Annotated in this window: 14 protein-coding genes; 8 read left to right on the top strand and 6 right to left on the bottom strand. The window is 70.4% G+C overall.

All coding sequences use genetic code 11. The features are described from left to right. Positions 1–33: 33 nt before the first annotated feature. The 7 genes from K8556_RS00280 to K8556_RS00250 are packed head-to-tail and all read left to right on the top strand — an operon-like array spanning position 34 to position 7,559. Positions 34–948 carry a hypothetical protein gene (locus K8556_RS00280; RefSeq protein ID WP_223738016.1) on the top strand — a complete coding sequence of 305 codons (915 nt, stop codon included), beginning with the start codon at positions 34–36 and terminating at the stop codon, positions 946–948. Next, positions 945–1,856, top strand: a complete 912-nt coding sequence (locus K8556_RS00275) for an alpha/beta hydrolase (RefSeq protein ID WP_223738015.1) — start codon at positions 945–947, stop codon at positions 1,854–1,856. The genes K8556_RS00280 and K8556_RS00275 overlap by 4 nt, the downstream gene beginning before the upstream one ends. Further along, a complete protein-coding gene (locus K8556_RS00270) occupies positions 1,853–3,082 on the top strand; it encodes an aminotransferase class I/II-fold pyridoxal phosphate-dependent enzyme (protein ID WP_223738014.1) in 1,230 nt (409 codons plus the stop codon). Before K8556_RS00275 ends, K8556_RS00270 begins: the two co-directional genes overlap by 4 nt. Before the next feature lie 17 nt (positions 3,083–3,099). After that, positions 3,100–4,026 carry an ornithine cyclodeaminase family protein gene (locus K8556_RS00265; protein ID WP_223738013.1) on the top strand — a complete coding sequence of 309 codons (927 nt, stop codon included), beginning with the start codon at positions 3,100–3,102 and terminating at the stop codon, positions 4,024–4,026. Between the two features lie 14 nt (positions 4,027–4,040). Next, positions 4,041–5,009, top strand: coding sequence for an isopenicillin N synthase family oxygenase (locus K8556_RS00260; protein ID WP_223738012.1), 969 nt, complete (start codon positions 4,041–4,043; stop codon positions 5,007–5,009). Positions 5,010–5,018: 9 nt separating this feature from the next. Next, positions 5,019–6,374 carry a hypothetical protein gene (locus tag K8556_RS00255; RefSeq protein WP_223738011.1) on the top strand — a complete coding sequence of 452 codons (1,356 nt, stop codon included), beginning with the start codon at positions 5,019–5,021 and terminating at the stop codon, positions 6,372–6,374. 3 nt (positions 6,375–6,377) lie between these two features. Next, positions 6,378–7,559, top strand: a complete 1,182-nt coding sequence (locus K8556_RS00250) for an ATP-grasp domain-containing protein (RefSeq protein ID WP_223738010.1) — start codon at positions 6,378–6,380, stop codon at positions 7,557–7,559. A 20-nt stretch (positions 7,560–7,579) separates the two neighbouring features. On the opposite strand, the gene K8556_RS00245 is transcribed toward K8556_RS00250, so the two are convergent. From K8556_RS00245 to K8556_RS00220, 6 genes are all read right to left on the bottom strand, one after another. Beyond that, positions 7,580–9,226, bottom strand: a complete 1,647-nt coding sequence (locus K8556_RS00245) for a delta-60 repeat domain-containing protein (protein WP_223738009.1) — start codon at positions 9,224–9,226, stop codon at positions 7,580–7,582. A 215-nt stretch (positions 9,227–9,441) separates the two neighbouring features. Then, a complete protein-coding gene (locus K8556_RS00240; protein ID WP_223738008.1) occupies positions 9,442–10,284 on the bottom strand; it encodes a CPBP family intramembrane glutamic endopeptidase in 843 nt (280 codons plus the stop codon). 44 nt (positions 10,285–10,328) lie between these two features. Continuing rightward, the gene (locus K8556_RS00235; protein ID WP_223738007.1) at positions 10,329–11,156 is read right to left on the bottom strand and encodes an aspartyl/asparaginyl beta-hydroxylase domain-containing protein; all 828 of its coding nucleotides are present in this window, start codon (positions 11,154–11,156) and stop codon (positions 10,329–10,331) included. Positions 11,157–11,211: 55 nt separating this feature from the next. Continuing rightward, positions 11,212–11,943, bottom strand: a complete 732-nt coding sequence (locus tag K8556_RS00230; RefSeq protein WP_223738006.1) for an FkbM family methyltransferase — start codon at positions 11,941–11,943, stop codon at positions 11,212–11,214. Continuing rightward, positions 11,940–13,274 (bottom strand): MFS transporter, encoded by a 1,335-nt coding sequence (locus K8556_RS00225; RefSeq protein ID WP_223738005.1) that lies wholly within the window; start codon positions 13,272–13,274, stop codon positions 11,940–11,942. Before K8556_RS00225 ends, K8556_RS00230 begins: the two co-directional genes overlap by 4 nt. Before the next feature lie 87 nt (positions 13,275–13,361). Next, complete coding sequence (locus K8556_RS00220) at positions 13,362–14,270, bottom strand: cupin-like domain-containing protein (RefSeq protein ID WP_223738004.1); 909 nt, start codon at positions 14,268–14,270, stop codon at positions 13,362–13,364. Between the two features lie 180 nt (positions 14,271–14,450). On the opposite strand from K8556_RS00220, the gene K8556_RS00215 reads away from it, so the two are divergent. Then, on the top strand, positions 14,451–16,259 hold the full coding sequence (locus K8556_RS00215; RefSeq protein WP_223738003.1) for a fatty acyl-AMP ligase: 1,809 nt from the start codon (positions 14,451–14,453) through the stop codon (positions 16,257–16,259). The last annotated feature ends 9 nt before the right edge of the window (positions 16,260–16,268 follow it).

The following is a 16,268-nucleotide window of genomic DNA, read 5'->3' as shown; positions in this document are numbered from 1 at the left end:
GCCGCCCCATTCCCCTCATCCCCTGGACAGCCCATGAAAAGACTCGATCCGAGCCGTCTCAAGGATTCGTTCATCAATGTCTCCACCTTCCCGGCGGACCTGGGTGAAGGCCGCTCGGCGGCTCCGGCCGGTGCGCTGCTCGACGCCGTGGTGGAGGCCGTGGAGAAGAAGAACGGCTTCGCGGTGGTGTTCGGCGTGAACAAGCTGCTCGCGGATCGCGGGCTGGACATCCACACGGAGTCCGGTGCCGCGCTGGCCCGCGACTACCTGGAGGGCATCTTCCGGGCGATCGCGCCGCGCTTCGACCTGGCCCGCTACAGCCCCACGCCCGTCGCCTACGACCGGGTGGCGAAGATGGACGTGGACGGGTTCAACAAGAACCGGAACTTCACGCCCAACAGCGACCACACGGAGAGCCGCGAGTTCGTCACCACGAAGTGCGTCCACTTCGACTCGGCGACGCCGTTCATCGCGAACCTCTACGGCCCCAACCAGAACATCAGCGGCGGCATGCCGATGATCTGCGACACGCGCCGGTTCTGCCAGGACAAGGGCCTGGACCCGCGAGAGCTCATCGAGAACATCCCCAACAACTACAACGTCGCCGTGAAGGCGGAGTTCTCCGAGGAGATCCTGCGCGACTACTCGTTCGCGCTGAAGCTCGACCTGGAGAACGACATCGTGATGATCGTCCTCCACAACGAGGTGGTGGGCGGGCTCGCGCACGCGGCCACCCAGCCGTCCCTCACCGACGCGAGCAAGGCCGCCAGGCGCCCCATCCGCCACGTCGAGTACCAGGTCGCGGGCACCGACGACCTCAAGCGCTGGTACGACTACTACGGCCTGTCGCTGGAGAAGGCGACAAACCACAAGGACGACGCCAACATCACCCGCTTCGTCCAGGGCGAGCTCAACCCGTACCCGAACATCATCGAGGTGCGGGCATGACCTCGCGACAGCACGCGGAGCGCAACGCGGCGGAGATGAAGGACCTGCTCGCGTACCTGGACGCGCGGCCCTGGCCGGACGGGTACGAAGCGGCGCGGGTCCACTACGATTCGCTCGGGCTCCCCATCGCCTCGGACATCGGGGTGGAGCCCATCCACGTCAACGGCATCCGTGCCCAGTGGCTCACGCCGCCGGAGTGCGATCAGGACCGCGCCCTGCTCTTCCTGCACGGCGGCGGGTTCGTGTTCGGCTCGCTCGTGAGCCATGGGCACATGGCCGCGGAGATGGCTCGGCAGGCGCGCTGCCGGGTGCTCCAGCTCGACTACCGCCGGGCACCGGAGCACCCCTACCCGGCCGCGCTGGACGACGCGACCAGCGCGTACCGCTGGCTGCTGGAGCGGGGGTTCAAGCATGGCCACATCTCCATCGCGGGTGACTCCGCCGGTGGCGGCCTGGTGGTCTCCATGCAGGTCAATGCGCGGGCCAAGGGGCTCCCGCTCGCGGGCGCGCTGGTGTGCATCTCGTCGTGGTTCAACCTGGGCATCCAGGGTGAGAGCTACGAGACGCGCGAGAAGGCGGACGCGCTCGTCCAGCGCAAGGTGGTGGAGGAGGTCGCCCGGCACTACCTCAACGGACAGGACGCGCGGCAGCCCACGATTTCACCCATCCACGCGGACCTCACCGGCTTCCCGCCGCTGCTCATCCAGGTGGGCGAGCGGGAGCTGCTCTTCAGCGACTCGCAGGCGATGGCGAAGAAGGCCCACGCCCAGGGCGTGGACGTCACGTTCGAGGAGTGGCCCGACATGGTCCACGTCTGGCACCTGCACTTCCACCGCCTCACCAGCGGCCGTGAAGCCCTCCGGCGCATCGGCCAGTTCGTGATCGACAAGACAGGAGCGCGGAAGTGACGACGCCCAGCGACGCGGTGATGGGTCCCCACATTCACCGCAACAACCAGAAGATGATCCCCGCCAGCGAGAGCGCCTGGGCCGTGGCCCGGGAGTCGAACATGCTCAACATCCGCGTGGAGGCGGTGGACGGCCAGAACCGGCTGCGCGAGGTGGACACCGGGCACGAGTTCGCCAACCTGTGCTCCTGCTCCTACCTGGGGCTCAACAGCCACCCGGACGTCCTCCAAGGCGGCATCGACGCGCTGAAGCGCGCGGGCATCACCGGCCTGTCGATGGCGGAGTTCCGCATCCGGCTGGGCCTGATGGAGGAGCTGGAGGAGCAGCTCGCGGACCTCTTCGGCGGGCCCGTGCTGCCCGCCGTCACCTCCAGCGCGCTCACGGCGGCCATCCTGCCGGTGCTCGGGTCGGGCCACCTGACGGACAGCGAGCCCCTGGTGATGGTGTTCGACAAGTTCGCGCACTTCTCCATGGCGTTCGTGAAGCCCATCGTCGCGGACGAGACGCGGGTGCTGAACTGCCCGCACAACGACATGAACTACCTGGAGGACGTCTGCCGGAAGTATCCGCGCGTGGCGTACGTGTGCGACGGCGTCTACTCCACGGGCGGCGTCACGGACCTCCAGGCGCTGCTCACGCTCCAGGAGAAGTACGGCCTCTTCCTCTACATCGACGACTCGCACTCGCTCTCCACGCAGGGGAAGAACGGCGAGGGCTACATCCGCTCGCGGCTGCGCGAGATGAACGACCGCACGCTGATCATCGCCTCCATCGCCAAGGCGTTCGGCAGCACGGGCGGCATCGCGATGCTCGGCTCCCGCAAGCACTACGACTTCCTCTACCGGACCGGCCCCATGGGCTGGTCCCAGAGCCTTCGGACGGCGGCCATCGGCACCTCCATGGGGAGCATCAAGGTGCACCGCAGCCCGGAGCTGGCGAAGCGGCAGGAGCAGCTCCGCCGCAACATCGCCCTGTTCGACGAGCACATCCAGACCGAGCAGCGCGGAGACGGCCTGCACATCAAGGTCGTGGAGGTGGGCGAGCAGGACAAGGCCGTGAAGCTCTCGCGCGAGCTCTACAAGCGAGGCTTCTACTGCTCCGCGGTCTTCTTCCCCATCGTGCCCGTGGGGAAGGCGGGCATCCGGCTGATGCTGCGCGGCGACCTGCCCACGGAGCAGGTCCAGGCGTTCATCGGCCACCTGAAGGAAGTCCTCGCGACGCTGTAGGCGGAGGAGCGCGCGCGATGGCTGCCTTCCTTTCACATGAGGTCGTCACCGCGCACGGGAACCTGTCCCGGCTCGTGCGCGAGCTGGAGGCGGCGCTCACGGCGGGCCTGCATGAGCGCATGCAGGTCCCGCTGCGCGTCGCCGTCCCCTCCTCCTCCCGGCACGCCGCGTTCGTGTCGATGCCGGCCGTGTCGGAGCACCTGGGCCTCTACATCAACAAGGTGGCGACCCTCTTCGAGCGGTCCGCCACGGACCCGCTGCCCACCATGAACGGCGTGGTGGCGGCGTTCTCCGCGCGCACGGGAGAGCTGCTCGCGCTGCTCGATGGCGCGGCGGTGACGGAGCTCAAGTGCGCCGCCGTGTCCGCGCTCGTCACGGACTTCTGCGCGCGCACGGATGCCCGGACGCTGGCGGTGGCCGGCACCGGGGCGCAGGCCCGGCAACAGGTGCTGGCGGTCCGCGCGGTCCGGCCCATCCAGGAGGTGCGGCTGTGGGCGCGGAACCCCGCCCGGTGCGGCGCGTTCGCCGCGGAGCTGCGCGCGTCCCTGGGCGAGGCCGTGCACGTCGTCGCCTGTGCGTCGCTGGAGGAGGCCATCCGGGGCGCGGATGTCATCGGCACCGCGACGTCGTCGAAGACACCGCTGGGGCGCTTCGAGGGCCTCTCCCCCAGCGTGCACATCAACTGCATGGGCGGGCACACCGTGGAGGCCCGGGAGGTTCCGCTCGAACTGCTGCGCACCTTGACGGTGATCGTCGAGGACCTGGCCACGGCGCTCGCGGAGGCCGGGCCGGTGCACGCCAACGCCATCACCCTGGGGCAGCTCGTGCGGAGGGACAGCGGTCCCCTGCGCTCGGGCCGCACCGTCTTCAGCTCGACGGGACACGCCTTCCTGGACGTCCTCACGGTCGCGCACGTGCTGCGTGAACGCGAGCTGAGCCATTGAACCTGGAGGAGCACATGATGAAGGAGTTGCCCCGAATCGATTTGACGTCCGCGACGCCAGGGTCCGAAGCCGAGCGCCGCGCGGCGTTCGAGATCGACCGGGCCTGCAAGCAGGTGGGCTTCTTCACCCTGAGCGGCCACGGCATCGCCCCCTCGGTCTTCGAGGACGCATATGCCCTGTCGCGGGCGTTCTTCCGCCTGCCGCTGGAGGCGAAGAACCGGTGCCGGTTGAAGTCCGGCTTCACCATGGCCGCGGACGACTACACGCCCTACGGCTACAGCGGCATGCTGGAGGAGAACGCCTTCGCGTACATGGGCCGCAAGGGGCTCCCCAGCGACTACGTGGAGAAGTTCAGCGTGGGCCGGCTCATCGAGGACGACAGCGCGAGCCTGCCGTTCAGCGAGGACGCGGAGGGCCAGCGGCTGCGCGCGGCGCTCAAGGCGTACTTCCGGGAGTGCGAGGCGCTGACGGCCCGGCTCACGGAGCTGTTCAGCATCGCGCTGGACCTGCCCCGGGACTTCTTCGCGAAGAAGACCTCCGCGTCCACCGACTCGCTGCGCTCCCTGCTCTACCCCCAGCTCAGCGCGGAGCTGACCAACGACCAGGGCATGGGCGAGCACACGGACGGGACGCTGTTGACGGTCCTGGCGCAGACGGGCCCCGGCATCCAGGTGAAGGAGCGCGGGGGTTCGTGGATCACGCCCACGCTGGAGCGGAGGGATCACCTCATCGTCAACATCGGGGACCTGATGGCCCGCTGGTCCAACGACGAATACGTGTCCACGCCACACCGGGTCGTCCTGTCCGGAGGCGAGCGTCAATCCCTGGCGTTCTTCAAGCTCGCCAACGACGACGCGCTCATCGAGTGCTTCCCCAAGTTCTGCAAGGACACGCCCGCGAAGTACGAGCCCGTCGTCTACAAGGCCTTCTCCCTCCAGAAGATGAACGCGCTGTTCGGCGTCACCGACGCCGGACGCTCCTGAGGCCCACCCATGATCGGTGCATTCAACGAAGCGTTCCTCGACGCCGTGGAGGAAGGATGGTCGCCCGAGCGGGATGCCCGGGCGCACGCGAGCACGATCGCCGCCATCCACGACCTGGACTCTCCCATGTACGAGAAGAGCCAGTTCGCGCACCCGCTCCTCTTCAGTGAAGCGGAGTTCCAGGAGCTGAGCCGCGCGTGCCGCCACCTGCTCTCCGCGCAGTTGAAGCTCATCGGCCACCTCATCGACACGCGCTCGCGGGAGGGCCTGTTGGACCTGTTGCGGATGCCCCGGCGGCTCGTGGACTTCATCCACTGGGACAACCTGCGCCACGGCGACGCGACGATTGGCCGGATGGACGTCGTGCCGACGCGGCAGGGCTACTTCTTCTGCGAGTTCAACATCTTCCCCGGCGTGGGCGGAGGCGAGGCCTACGAGGGCTCCCGCGCGGCCACGGAGGCGCTGGGCCATCCCACGGCCGGGTTGATGAACAGCCCGCTGAAGGACCTCGCCGTGCTGTACGCGGAGACGTGCCGCGAGCGGGACCTGCGCCGGGTGGTGATCCTCGACTCCAGGGGGCACTCGGGTTTGGGGTACCCCCGTCAGGATTATCTGAAGCGGTACCTGGAGGAGCTGAACCCGGGCGTGCCGGTCCACATCCTCGACGAGGTGAGCTACCCGGCGGCCTGGCTGACGCGTGAGGAGGGCGAGCGCACGCTCATCCACCGCATGTTCACCTACGAGGAGGTGACGGACGGCTTCGTGTTCCTGGAGAAGCTCTGGGCCAGCGGCGCGGTGCTCACCAACGGCTTCGAGCCGGAGCTGCGGATGAGCAAGCGGTTCCTCGCGCTGCTGTGCGAGCCGGGCCACCACGCGCTGTTCAGCGACGACGAGGTGGCCGCCATCCGGAGGTACCTGCCCCACGCCTTCTCCCTGTCCGAGGAGAACCTGGCGGACGCGCTGCGCGACAGGGCCGGGTGGGTGTTCAAGATCGACGACAGCAGCTCCTACGGCGGCAGCGGCGTGCTGATGGGGACGGACTGGCCCGCGGACGTGCTGGAGCAGAAGCTGCGCGAGCCGGGCATCGAGCGGTGGATCTGCCAGCGCGTCGTGGAGGCGGAGACCGTCCGGCTGCGCGCGGCGGGCGACTCCGCCCCGGCGGAGTACCGGCTGGTGCTGGGCTTCTACTCGTATGGCGGAAAGCCCAACGGCTTCCTGGTGCGCGGCAGCCGCACTTCGAAGGTGGTGAACATCACCAGTGGAGGCAAGCTGGGGTGGGCGTTCGTCGTCTCCGAGGAGGGACGCCAGGCCTTCATCCGTCACGCGCGGAGCCGCGCGGTGGACGTCACTGCAAGGAGTGCATGAACCATGGCGGCGAACCTCATCCTTCTGGGCGCGAGGCAGTTCATCACGGAGCGGGCATGGCAACTGGGCCTGCGGCCGTTGATCATCCAGCAGCCGGGCCTGTCCGATGACCACGTGAACCGGCAGTCCGACCGGGTCCTCCTCATGAGCTACGACGACCCGGCGCTCATCCCCATGCTGAAGGCCGCGCACGCGGTGACGCCGTTCGTGAGCGCCGTCACCGTCGCGGAAGAGGCGCTCATCACCTGCGCGCGCATCAACGACGCGCTGGGGCTGCCCGGGACGCCGCTGGAGCTGGTGGAGAAGACGCGCGACAAGCCGGCCATGCGGCGGGTGCTCGACTCCGGCGGGTTCTCCCCCGTGCAGTGGGCCCCGGTGAAGACGCGGGAGGAGGCCGTCGCGTTCGCCGAGCGCCAGGGCTATCCGTTCATCCTGAAGCCCGTGGACGGCGTGGGCAGCATCGACGTGCGGCTCGTGCGCTCCGCCGCGGACCTGGAGGGCGTGCTGAACGGCCGCGCGTCGTGGATCGCCGAGGAGTACCTGGACGGCCCCGAGTACTCCGTGGAGTGCTTCTCCTTCGCGGGGCGCCACGTCATCCTGGGCATCAACGAGGAGACGAAGAGCACGGACCCCAACGGCAGCGCGTTCCTGGAGGTCGCGCACCAGGTCCCCGCGCCGATGAGCCCGGAGCGGGACCGCGAGGTGCGCGACTTCATCCGGAGCTTCCTGGACGTGCTCGGGCTGAAGGACGGCCCCTCGCACACGGAGCTGAAGTACACGTCGCGCGGCCCGCGCATCGTGGAGACGCACACGCGGCTGGGCGGTGATCGCCTGTGGGACCTGGTCCGGCTGACCACGGGGCATGACCTGCTGGACATGACGCTCCAGTGGGCCATGGGGACGCTGAAGCCCCTGGAGGCGGATCCGGTGCCCCGGGGCGGCGCGGCCATCCAGTACTTCACCCCGCCCCCCGGCAAGCTCAAGCGCATCAACGGCGCGCTGGCGCTGAAGCGGCTGCCGGGGGTGGTGGACATCTCGCTGGCGGTGGAGCTGGGCGCCACCATCCGCCAGGCCCTGAAGTCGGAGGACCGCGCGGGCTATGTGCTCGCCTACGCGGACACCGTGCAGCAGGCGCAGTCCGTGTGCAGGGAGGTCAGCCAGCGCATCGTGCTGGAGACCGCCTGAGGAACCGCGGACCTCCGCCGTCAGTACGGGTGGAAGCGGGTCACGAACGGCACGGCTTCGCTCTTGCCCGCCGGGACTCGCGTCCCGGCGACGCGCAGGAAGCCCTGCGCGTCCAGCAGCGCGGCCGTGGGCTGCTCGTCACCGGGCAGGTCCGTCCGGTGCGAGCGGAGGATGCTCGCGCCGTTCGGGGACAGGTGGACGACTCCCACTCCGGATGCGCCCTTCGCGTCCTGACTCCAGGTGGCGACCGCGAGGGTTCCATCCGCCAGCACGCCCGTGCCCACGACCGTGTCCCGCACGCCCGTGAATCCCGCCGTGAAGTAGGTGTAGCCCTCGCGGCCGAAGGACGTGTCCTGTCCCGCGCTCGCGGTCAGCCGCGCCACCATGGCCTGGGTGTCGCCGTCGGAGAACACCGCCTTCCCGCCCACCAACCAGCTCCCGTTCGGCAGCCGCCGCAGCGTTCGCGGCGTGAGGTCCGGCGAGCTGAACGCCGCCAGGTAGCGGAAGCTGTTGTCCGCGGTGCCGTTGGCGTTGAAGCGGCGCACGACCAGCGTGTCCAGGCTCCCCGTGGAGGTCCCCGCCACCACGACCTTGCCGTCGGGCTCGGCTGCGACGCACAGGCCGTCATCCTCGCGGCCCACGTCCATGCTCGCCACGCCGTCCGCGCTGAAGGTCGTGTCCGGGACCCCGGCCGGTGTCAGGCGGACCACCAGCAGGTCCAGGCCGTCGTTCTCCACGGTGCCCGCACCGACGATGTTGCCGTTGGCGTCCACGGTGACCGAGTGCAGGGTGGAGATGCCCGTGGAGATCTGGAGCGTGCGCACGCCCGTGCCACCGAACGTGGTGTCCAGGACGCCTGCCGACGTGAACCTCGCCAGCAGCACGCTCTGATACTTCGTCCCCGAGCAGGTGTTCGTGCCGGCGATGGCCCCACCCACGACGACGATGCGGCCATCCGACTGCACGGCGACGGCGTCCACGTAGTCATCGCCCCCGCAGATGTCGCTGACCACCACGCCCTGCGTGCCGAACGTGGCGTCCGGCGTCCCATCCGCGAGCAGCCGCGCCACCAGCACGTCCCGCTGGCCCGTGGCACCGGTGGACCCCACGAGGATCCACTTGCCGTCCGCCTGCTCGGCCATGCCGTTGATCTTCACCGCGGGAAGGCCGAGCTCCACCGTCGCCACGCCTTCCGTCCCAAAGGCACTGTCCAGCGCGGCCGATCCGGGCTGCACCTCCAGCGTGACGGGGAACTCCACACGCGTGCCGCCCCCCTCCCCCACGAGCTTGAGGGAGAACCGGCCATAGGCCGCGAACTCGTCCGGGATGTAGCCCAGCGGCGTCGAGGTCGCTCCCTCGGGGATGATCACCGGCAGCGCCTGGGTGGTGCGCACGTGGGGAGGCAGCCCCTCCACCGAGAGTGAGACTGCTCCAGTGAAGGCCGCATCCCGGTCGACCTGGACCGCGAACGCGGTCGAAGTCGAAGGATTGAAACGCACCGTCTGCTCGGAGGCCGTCGACAGGGTGAACGCGGGAGGCGGCCCCCCTGCATCCGGCTCCCCGGTGCCAGCGTCCTGCTCCTGCGCCCCCGCGTCCGAGCCGCCATCCGAGGTTCCCGTCCCCGCGTCCACCCCCGCGTCACGAGGCGGCGTCGGAGAGGGGTCCACGGGCGCTTCCGACGAGCCGCAGGCGCCCGCCATCAAGGCGGCCACCACCAGCACGAGCGCCGGAAGGCTTCGGAGGTGGAACAGTGAGCGGCGGTCAGGACCCGGGGAACGAAGCACGATGGGGCGCATACCAGTCTGGGATGAAGGGTGCGCCGCACCTGATAATGGACCCCGGCGCCGGTGATAAATGGATTCGGAGCTCCGAGGAGGCGAGCTCAGGGTCCAGGCGCGGGACGCGGTGTGACGCCCGCCGGTTGCCGCGGCGCCCACCACCGCGCGATGAGCGCCGCTCCCAGGAGGCTCGTCAGGCAGACCAGGAGGCCGGACTCGCCCACCCAGAGCGAGGCATCACCGGACGAGGCGTCGAACGCGGCCTGCACCACCGCGTTGGAGCTGGAGTGCAGCATGACGGCCGGCCAGACGCTCCCGGTGGTGAGACGCAGCCGCGCCATCACGTAGGACGCCGCCAGGATGGGGATCAGGAACAACACCGGCGACAGCCAGGGCTCCGGCCCCACCCGGTAGCGACCGCTCACCAGGAGCGGCAGGTGCCAGGCCCACCAGATGAGCCCGCTCCACAGCACCGGGTAGCGCACCCCCGCCGCCACCAGCCGCGTCAGCAGGTAGCCGCGCCAGCCCAGCTCCTCCCCCGTCGCGGTCACCGCCGAGATGAGCAGTCCCCCGGTGAGGTTGATGGCGAGCAGCACGCCGAACCGGGCCAGTGGGGGGAGCCCCTCCAGCCCGAAGTCGCGGAGCGTCGGCGGTGAGAAGGCCACCAGCCCGGCCCCCCACGCCACGCCATAGGCGAGCCCCGAGGCCAGCGCCGGCAGCAGCCACGCCACCAGCACGGCCCGGCGTCCTTGCGCGCCGCCCAGGCGGAACGACACGTCCTGGAAGCCCTCGCGCAGGGCCAGCCGGGCCACGACCGACGCCACGGCCGGCGTCCACATGAACGCCAGGGCCAGGCCGAGATGCTCCTCCAACAGCCCCTGCGTGCGCAGCAGCGCCGCCATGCACGCGGCCAGGAGCAGCCCCAGCACGCCGAGGAAGAGCGCCACGCCCCGGCGCGCCGTCCCCGCCTCCGATCCTCCGGGCCCGGCCACTACGCCCACCACTTCTGCCCGTCGAGCCGGCCCTGCGCCGCGTCCACCATCTGGTCCACCGCCCCGCTCTTGCCGAGGATGACATCGCAGCGCTCCAGCAGCTCGATCTCCACGTCGGTGAGCTCCGGATGCCACAGGTCCGCCAGCAGCACGAAGCGCGTCTGCGTGCTGTCGTTCCAGACCTCGTGTTCGAAGCTCTCGTCGAACACCAGGCACCGGCCGGGCTGCCACGTCCGCGACTCCGAGCCCACGCGGAAGCGGCAGTCCGGCGGGATGACGAGGCCCAGGTGCACCGTCAGCCGGACGTTCATCGGCCCGCAGTGCGGCTCGATGTGCCCTCCCGGGTTCACCGCCGACAGCATGGCCATGCTCCCCGCGCCGGAGCGCGGAATCGCATCCACCAGCCGCGCCGTCCTGGGGAACAGCTCGCGATTCTGGAGCACCTTGCGGGAGTTGCCCTTGAGATAGACGACGTTCCAGTCCGCGCGCTCCTCGTTTCCCTCCGGGAAGCGCTGGAAGCCCTGCCGCGTCTCCAGCACCGCCAGCAGCTCCTCCCGGACCCCGGCCGCGGCCGACTCCAGCAGCTCCACGGTGGCGGCGACGGCGGGATAGCGGGACGCCTCATGCCAGGGCCGCGCCGTAAGCCCCGGGAAATAGAACGCCGGATCCTGCAACGGAGCGAGCTGGGGGCGGGGCACCACTCCCGCGGCGCCCAGCAGGGCCTGCTCGAAGCGCTCCAGCTCGGACGGGGCGAACCGCCCCCGCGCCTCGGTCAGCAGTTGCTGGATGGCCTCGAACTGCGACTCGGACACGAATGGCTGATGCATGGACGTCCTTCCTCGAAGGGGGCGCCGCTTCCAGGCACGCCCCGCGAACGGATGCTCAGGCGTATTCCTTGAACGCTTGCGCCGCGGAGCGCGAATAGATGGCCTCACCGTGGGTGTAGCGCCCGTCCTGGTAGCGCCACAGGTAGATGAGCCCGAACCCCGCGGCCTTCAGGTAGGCATCCACCTCGTCGAAGGTGGCGCAGCCGTCGTAGCGGCGCACGAAGTTCACCTCGGTGAAGATGGCTTCGATGTGGGGGAGGATCTGCCGGGCCCCCTGGAGCACCTTCAATTCGGAGCCCTGGGTGTTGATGTAGAGCGTGTTGAACGCCTCCGCCTTGCCCGCGAGCAGCGTGTCCAGCCGCGCGGCCGGCACCTCGCTGCGCTGCACCGGGTGGCGGTCCACCAGCTCCGGGCCGGCCACCTTGAGCCAGTAGTCCCGGTCCGGCTCCAGCGTGGAGTTCAGCGTCGGCACGTCGCTCACCGCGAAGTACGGCGTCGTGCCATCGCGGTCCCCCACCGCCACGTTCACGCACTCCACCCCCTCGAACCGGGGCGCCACCTGCCGCAACCGGGCGAAGGCGACCGGGTTCGGCTCGATGGCGAGGATGGGCTTGAAGCCGCCGGCCGAGAAGAGCGGCACGTGCTCACCGATGTGCGCTCCCGCGTAGATGAGCCCCCGGGGCCCCGTGTCCACGGGCAGCGCGGAGCAGAGCATCGTCTTCCACCAGGCCGCGCCAAACTCGACGCCATCGCTGGCGACTTCGACAACAGGGAGGTTCTGCGTCATGGGTTTCCTTTACCATGTCCAAGGGACTGCCCGTCTGTCATTGGCAATCCGGTTTCAAGTTCCACGGCCCGCACGCGCGGATGGAGCAGGGCCGTCACCGCCACTGCCATTGCGCAGACGCCGCCCAGCACGAACAGCAATGACAATCCCCGGCCCGGCCCCGCGCCCAGCAGCCGGCCCAGTCCCCCGGGCCCGCCGCCCAGCCACAGCCCCTGCAGGACGCCCTCCGACAGGGGGCCCGCGAGCAGCGCGCACACCGGCACGCAGAGCCCCTGGATGACGGCCCGCACGGAGTACACGCGGCCCCGAACCCCGGGCGCGACACACCGCGCCCAGAGGGCCTGCACGCAGGTGGAGAGCCACGACAGGCACAGGCCACTGACGAACAGGCCGCCAGCAATCCACGGCACCGAGCGCCACAGCCCGATGGCGCTGATGGCGAGCCCCCCGACGAAGGCAGCGCCCAGCAGGCCGTCCACCAGCCGCCGGGGGCCCCCCCAGGCGCTCATCAGCAGCGCGCCCGTCAGGATGCCCGCGCCCCCGGCCGCGAGCGTCGAGCCGAGCGCCACGGGGCTCGCGAACGACAGCACCAATGGAGAGACGCCCAGCGTCACCAGCTCCACGATGAAGCTGAGGGCGGCCCAGACGAGCAGCACGCCGAACAGGCCGGTCCGCTGACGCAGGTACACCCAGCCCTCCGCCGCCTCGCGCAGCAGGCCCTGGCGCGGCGCCTCCGCGCCCGCGAAGAGGCGCGGGGGGACGCGCAGCCGGGCCAGCGTGGACAGCCCGAACAGCGCGGTCACCAGGTCGATGACCACCACGCCCGTCAACCCCACCGTCGACACCAGCAGCCCGGCCACGATGGGGGCCGCCAGCCCACAGAGGGCGTCGCTGATCTGCAACATCCCGTCCGCGCGCGCCGCCTCCTGCCGGGCGACGAGCTGCGTGACGAGCGCGAAGTGCGCCGGCTGTCCCAGCGAACCGCACAGCGAGTTGGCCGCGACGATGAGCCAGATGTGCCAGGTGTCCAGCCGCCCCACGAACAGCAGCGCCACGAGCGCCAGGGTGCAGAGCGTGGCGCCCACGTCACTGAGGATGAGCGCCCGGCGGCGGTCCATCCGGTCCACCAGCGCGCCCGTGAAGGGCATGACGAGCACCGCCGGCAGCGAGCCGAACAGCACGATGAGGCCGAACTGGGAAGCCGACCCGGTGCGCTGGAAGACCCAGACGCCCAGGGAGAAGCGCGTCAGGGCGGACCCCGCCTGCGTCACCGTCTGGCCCAGCCAGAACAGCAGGAAGGGCCGTGACCAGACGCGTACGCCGCCCTCCATCCTGTCGGCGGCTCCGGATGGCGTCATCGGTCCCTGCATGGCGTTGGCGGGCCGCGCCCGGTCGGGAGCACCGCTCCCTCCCGCGCGTCAGAAGCCCTCGAGGTTCAGCCTCCGCCCAAGCCGCGCATACCCCTCCAGCAGCCGCAGCACGGGCCGCCGCAGCGCGGGCGGGGAGAGCTGCCGCGCCGCCTCCGACGCGACGTAATGCACCGCGAAGGGCATGTACCGGGCCGCCTCCGTGACGTGGGCGAAGTTGTAGGTGAGCGAGACGCTGGCGCTCAGCGTGTACACCTCATGCAGCCAGCAGCCCGGGATGAACAGGATGTCGCCCGGTTCGAGGACGGTCTCCACCACGCGGGCACCCGCGTAGGCCTCCCGCAGCCGTGGCGAGTCCCACCGCTCCGGCGTGCGGGACTTCAGGTCCGGGAAGAGGGGCGCCTGATCCGGGGAGATGAGGAAGCACTGCTTGCGGCCATGCACCTGGCACAGCACGGCGTTCGTCAGCCCGGAGTCCGCGTGCAGCTTCGTCACCGCCCCCTTCGGGGAGACGTAGATGCCGGACGCCGGATGGCGCAGCGTCGTGGGATCCGAGCGCAGCACGTGCGGGTGCAGGTAGAAGCGCGCGGGGAGGAAGGAGGGGCGCGCCCAGTCATCCCGGACGCACCGGAACAGCGCGTCCGTGAACCCGCCGTCCTCGTCCGACCAGCGCAGGTAGGGCACCTCCCCGCCCGCGGGCACGTCGCCGGACTCAAAGCGTGGCAGCAGGTCGACGTAGTCCGCGAAACGCATCCGGCGCGTCTCCTGGAAACCGCCCCCCTGCAAGCACACGGTCATGTCCCCCAGCAACCCCTTCAGGTAGTCGGGCGTCCACTTCCCCAGGGCGGCCCAGTCGCGCATCGCGTCCGTGACCACCACCGGCCTGCGCTGGCGGAGGTAGTCCCGGACGAAGGCGTGGTCGCTCAGGCCTGCTCGGCGTTCAATCTGTGGAAACTGCACGGACGGTCGTCCTCGCGAGGGCGGATTCGCGGCTGGAAACTATCACCATTCCTCTCCTGGGAAAGCCCCCTTACCTGGACACAACTCGATATGACATATTGGCCGGATTCCAGGCGGCGACTCCAAATGCCTCCCACGCCCCGGACTGAATTCCTCCCAGAACGTCTTGAACGTCCGTCCATGGAAACCACTCGCGTCCGTCCTCCGCATTTCACCGACGAGCAGCCCGCGACACTGATTGAACTCGGGCGCCTGCGGGCCGCGAGCCAGCCGGACCGCGTCGTCCACACCTTCCTCCGGGACGGAGAGCGTGAAGACGCCTCACTGACGTTCGGGCAGTTGGACCAGCGGGCGCGGGCCATCGCCGCGGTGCTGCAACAGGGAAGCGCCGTGGGGGAGCGCGCGCTGCTGCTCCAGCCTCCGGGGTTGGACTTCATCGCCGCCTTCATGGGGTGTCTGTACGCGGGCCTCATCGCCGTGCCGGCGTACACGCCCGGCCGAGGCAACCTGAAGCGGACGCTGCCGCGCCTGCTGTCCATCGCGGCGAGCGCCCGGCCGTCGGTGGTGCTGACCTCGCGGGAGATCGAACAGTTCCTGCGCCCGCGCGCGCCCGAGCTCCCGGTGTCGCGCTGGTGCGCCACGGACGTGCTGCCCGCCGGGGCGGAGTCGGCCTGGGTGCCGCCCGCGGTCTCCGGCGAATCGCTCGCCTTCCTCCAGTACACCTCCGGCTCCACCTCCGCGCCCAAGGGCGTGAGGGTGAGCCACCGCAACCTGCTGCACAACCTGGAGGCCATCCACGCGGGCTTCGGGCACACCGAGGACAGCGTCGCGGTGACGTGGCTGCCCGCCTTCCACGACATGGGGCTCATCGACGGCATCCTGCAGCCGCTCTACGGCGGCTTCGTGAGCCACGGCATGGCCCCGCTGGCCTTCCTGCAACACCCGCTGCGGTGGCTCCAGGCCCTGTCGCGCTACCGCGCCACCCACAGCGGCGGCCCCAACTTCGCCTACGAGCTCTGCGTCAGCCGCATCCCGCCCGAGCAGCGCGCGGCGCTGGACCTGTCGCGCTGGCGCGTGGCCTACAACGGCGCGGAGCCCGTGCGGCGGGACACCCTGGAGCGCTTCGCCGATGCGTTCGCGGCCGCCGGGTTCCGCCGCGGCGCCTTCTACCCCTGCTACGGGCTGGCCGAGGCGACGCTCAAGGTCAGCGGCGGACAGTCCGCCACCGGGCCGGTGTACGCCCGCGTGCGGGCCGCGGCGCTGGAGCGCCACGAGGTCATCGACGCCACGGAGGCGGGGGACGACTCACGCTGGCTCGTGGGCTGCGGCACGCCCCCGGCCGACCTCACCGTCGTCGCCGTGGATCCGGAGACCCGGCGCCCCTGTGGCCCGGAGCGCGTGGGAGAGCTCTGGGTGCGCGGCCCCAGCGTCGCGCAGGGCTACTGGGAGGAGCCCGAGCAGACCGCCCACGCGTTCCAGGCGCGGCTCGCCGGGGAGCCGGAGGCGGGCCCCTTCCTGCGCACCGGCGACCTGGGCTTCCTGCGGGACCAGACCGTGTTCGTCACCGGGCGGCTCAAGGACCTCATCATCCTCCACGGGCGCAATCACTATCCCCAGGACATCGAGGAGACCGTCGAGCGCAGCCACCCCTCCGTGCGCCAGGGCGCGTGCGCGGCGTTCCCGGTGGACGTGGACGGCGAGGAGCGGCTGTTCGTCGCGGCGGAGCTGGACCGGCACGCGCCGGGCGTCCGGGCCTCCACGACCCCGGACGCGGAGGAGCGGCTGGACGACATCGTGCGGGCGGTGCGCAAGGCCGTCGCCGACGCCCATGAAGTCCAGGTCCACCAGGTGCTGCTGCTGCGCCCGGGGACCCTGCCCAAGACCTCCAGCGGCAAGCTGCAACGGCGGGCGTGCCGCCAGGGCTTCCTCTCCGGAAGCCTGAGCACGCTCCAGGCCGGCCCCGAACGCCAGTCCCCTGGCCACGACTGAGCCCCATCT

Source organism: Corallococcus sp. AS-1-12 (assembly GCF_020036995.1).
Taxonomy (GTDB): domain Bacteria; phylum Myxococcota; class Myxococcia; order Myxococcales; family Myxococcaceae; genus Corallococcus.
This window is presented reverse-complemented; position numbering and strand designations above follow the sequence as displayed.

Excerpts from the sequence above, each read along its gene's own strand:
- K8556_RS00260 (WP_223738012.1), top strand. The coding sequence starts at position 4,041 with ATGATGAAGGAGTTGCCCCGAATCGATTTGACGTCCGCGACGCCAGGG.
- K8556_RS00215 (WP_223738003.1), top strand. The coding sequence starts at position 14,451 with ATGGAAACCACTCGCGTCCGTCCTCCGCATTTCACCGACGAGCAGCCC.
- K8556_RS00235 (WP_223738007.1), bottom strand. The coding sequence starts at position 11,156 with ATGCATCAGCCATTCGTGTCCGAGTCGCAGTTCGAGGCCATCCAGCAA.
- K8556_RS00275 (WP_223738015.1), top strand. The coding sequence starts at position 945 with ATGACCTCGCGACAGCACGCGGAGCGCAACGCGGCGGAGATGAAGGAC.
- K8556_RS00225 (WP_223738005.1), bottom strand. The coding sequence starts at position 13,274 with ATGGAGGGCGGCGTACGCGTCTGGTCACGGCCCTTCCTGCTGTTCTGG.
- K8556_RS00230 (WP_223738006.1), bottom strand. The coding sequence starts at position 11,943 with ATGACGCAGAACCTCCCTGTTGTCGAAGTCGCCAGCGATGGCGTCGAG.
- K8556_RS00265 (WP_223738013.1), top strand. The coding sequence starts at position 3,100 with ATGGCTGCCTTCCTTTCACATGAGGTCGTCACCGCGCACGGGAACCTG.
- K8556_RS00250 (WP_223738010.1), top strand. The coding sequence starts at position 6,378 with ATGGCGGCGAACCTCATCCTTCTGGGCGCGAGGCAGTTCATCACGGAG.
- K8556_RS00255 (WP_223738011.1), top strand. The coding sequence starts at position 5,019 with ATGATCGGTGCATTCAACGAAGCGTTCCTCGACGCCGTGGAGGAAGGA.
- K8556_RS00280 (WP_223738016.1), top strand. The coding sequence starts at position 34 with ATGAAAAGACTCGATCCGAGCCGTCTCAAGGATTCGTTCATCAATGTC.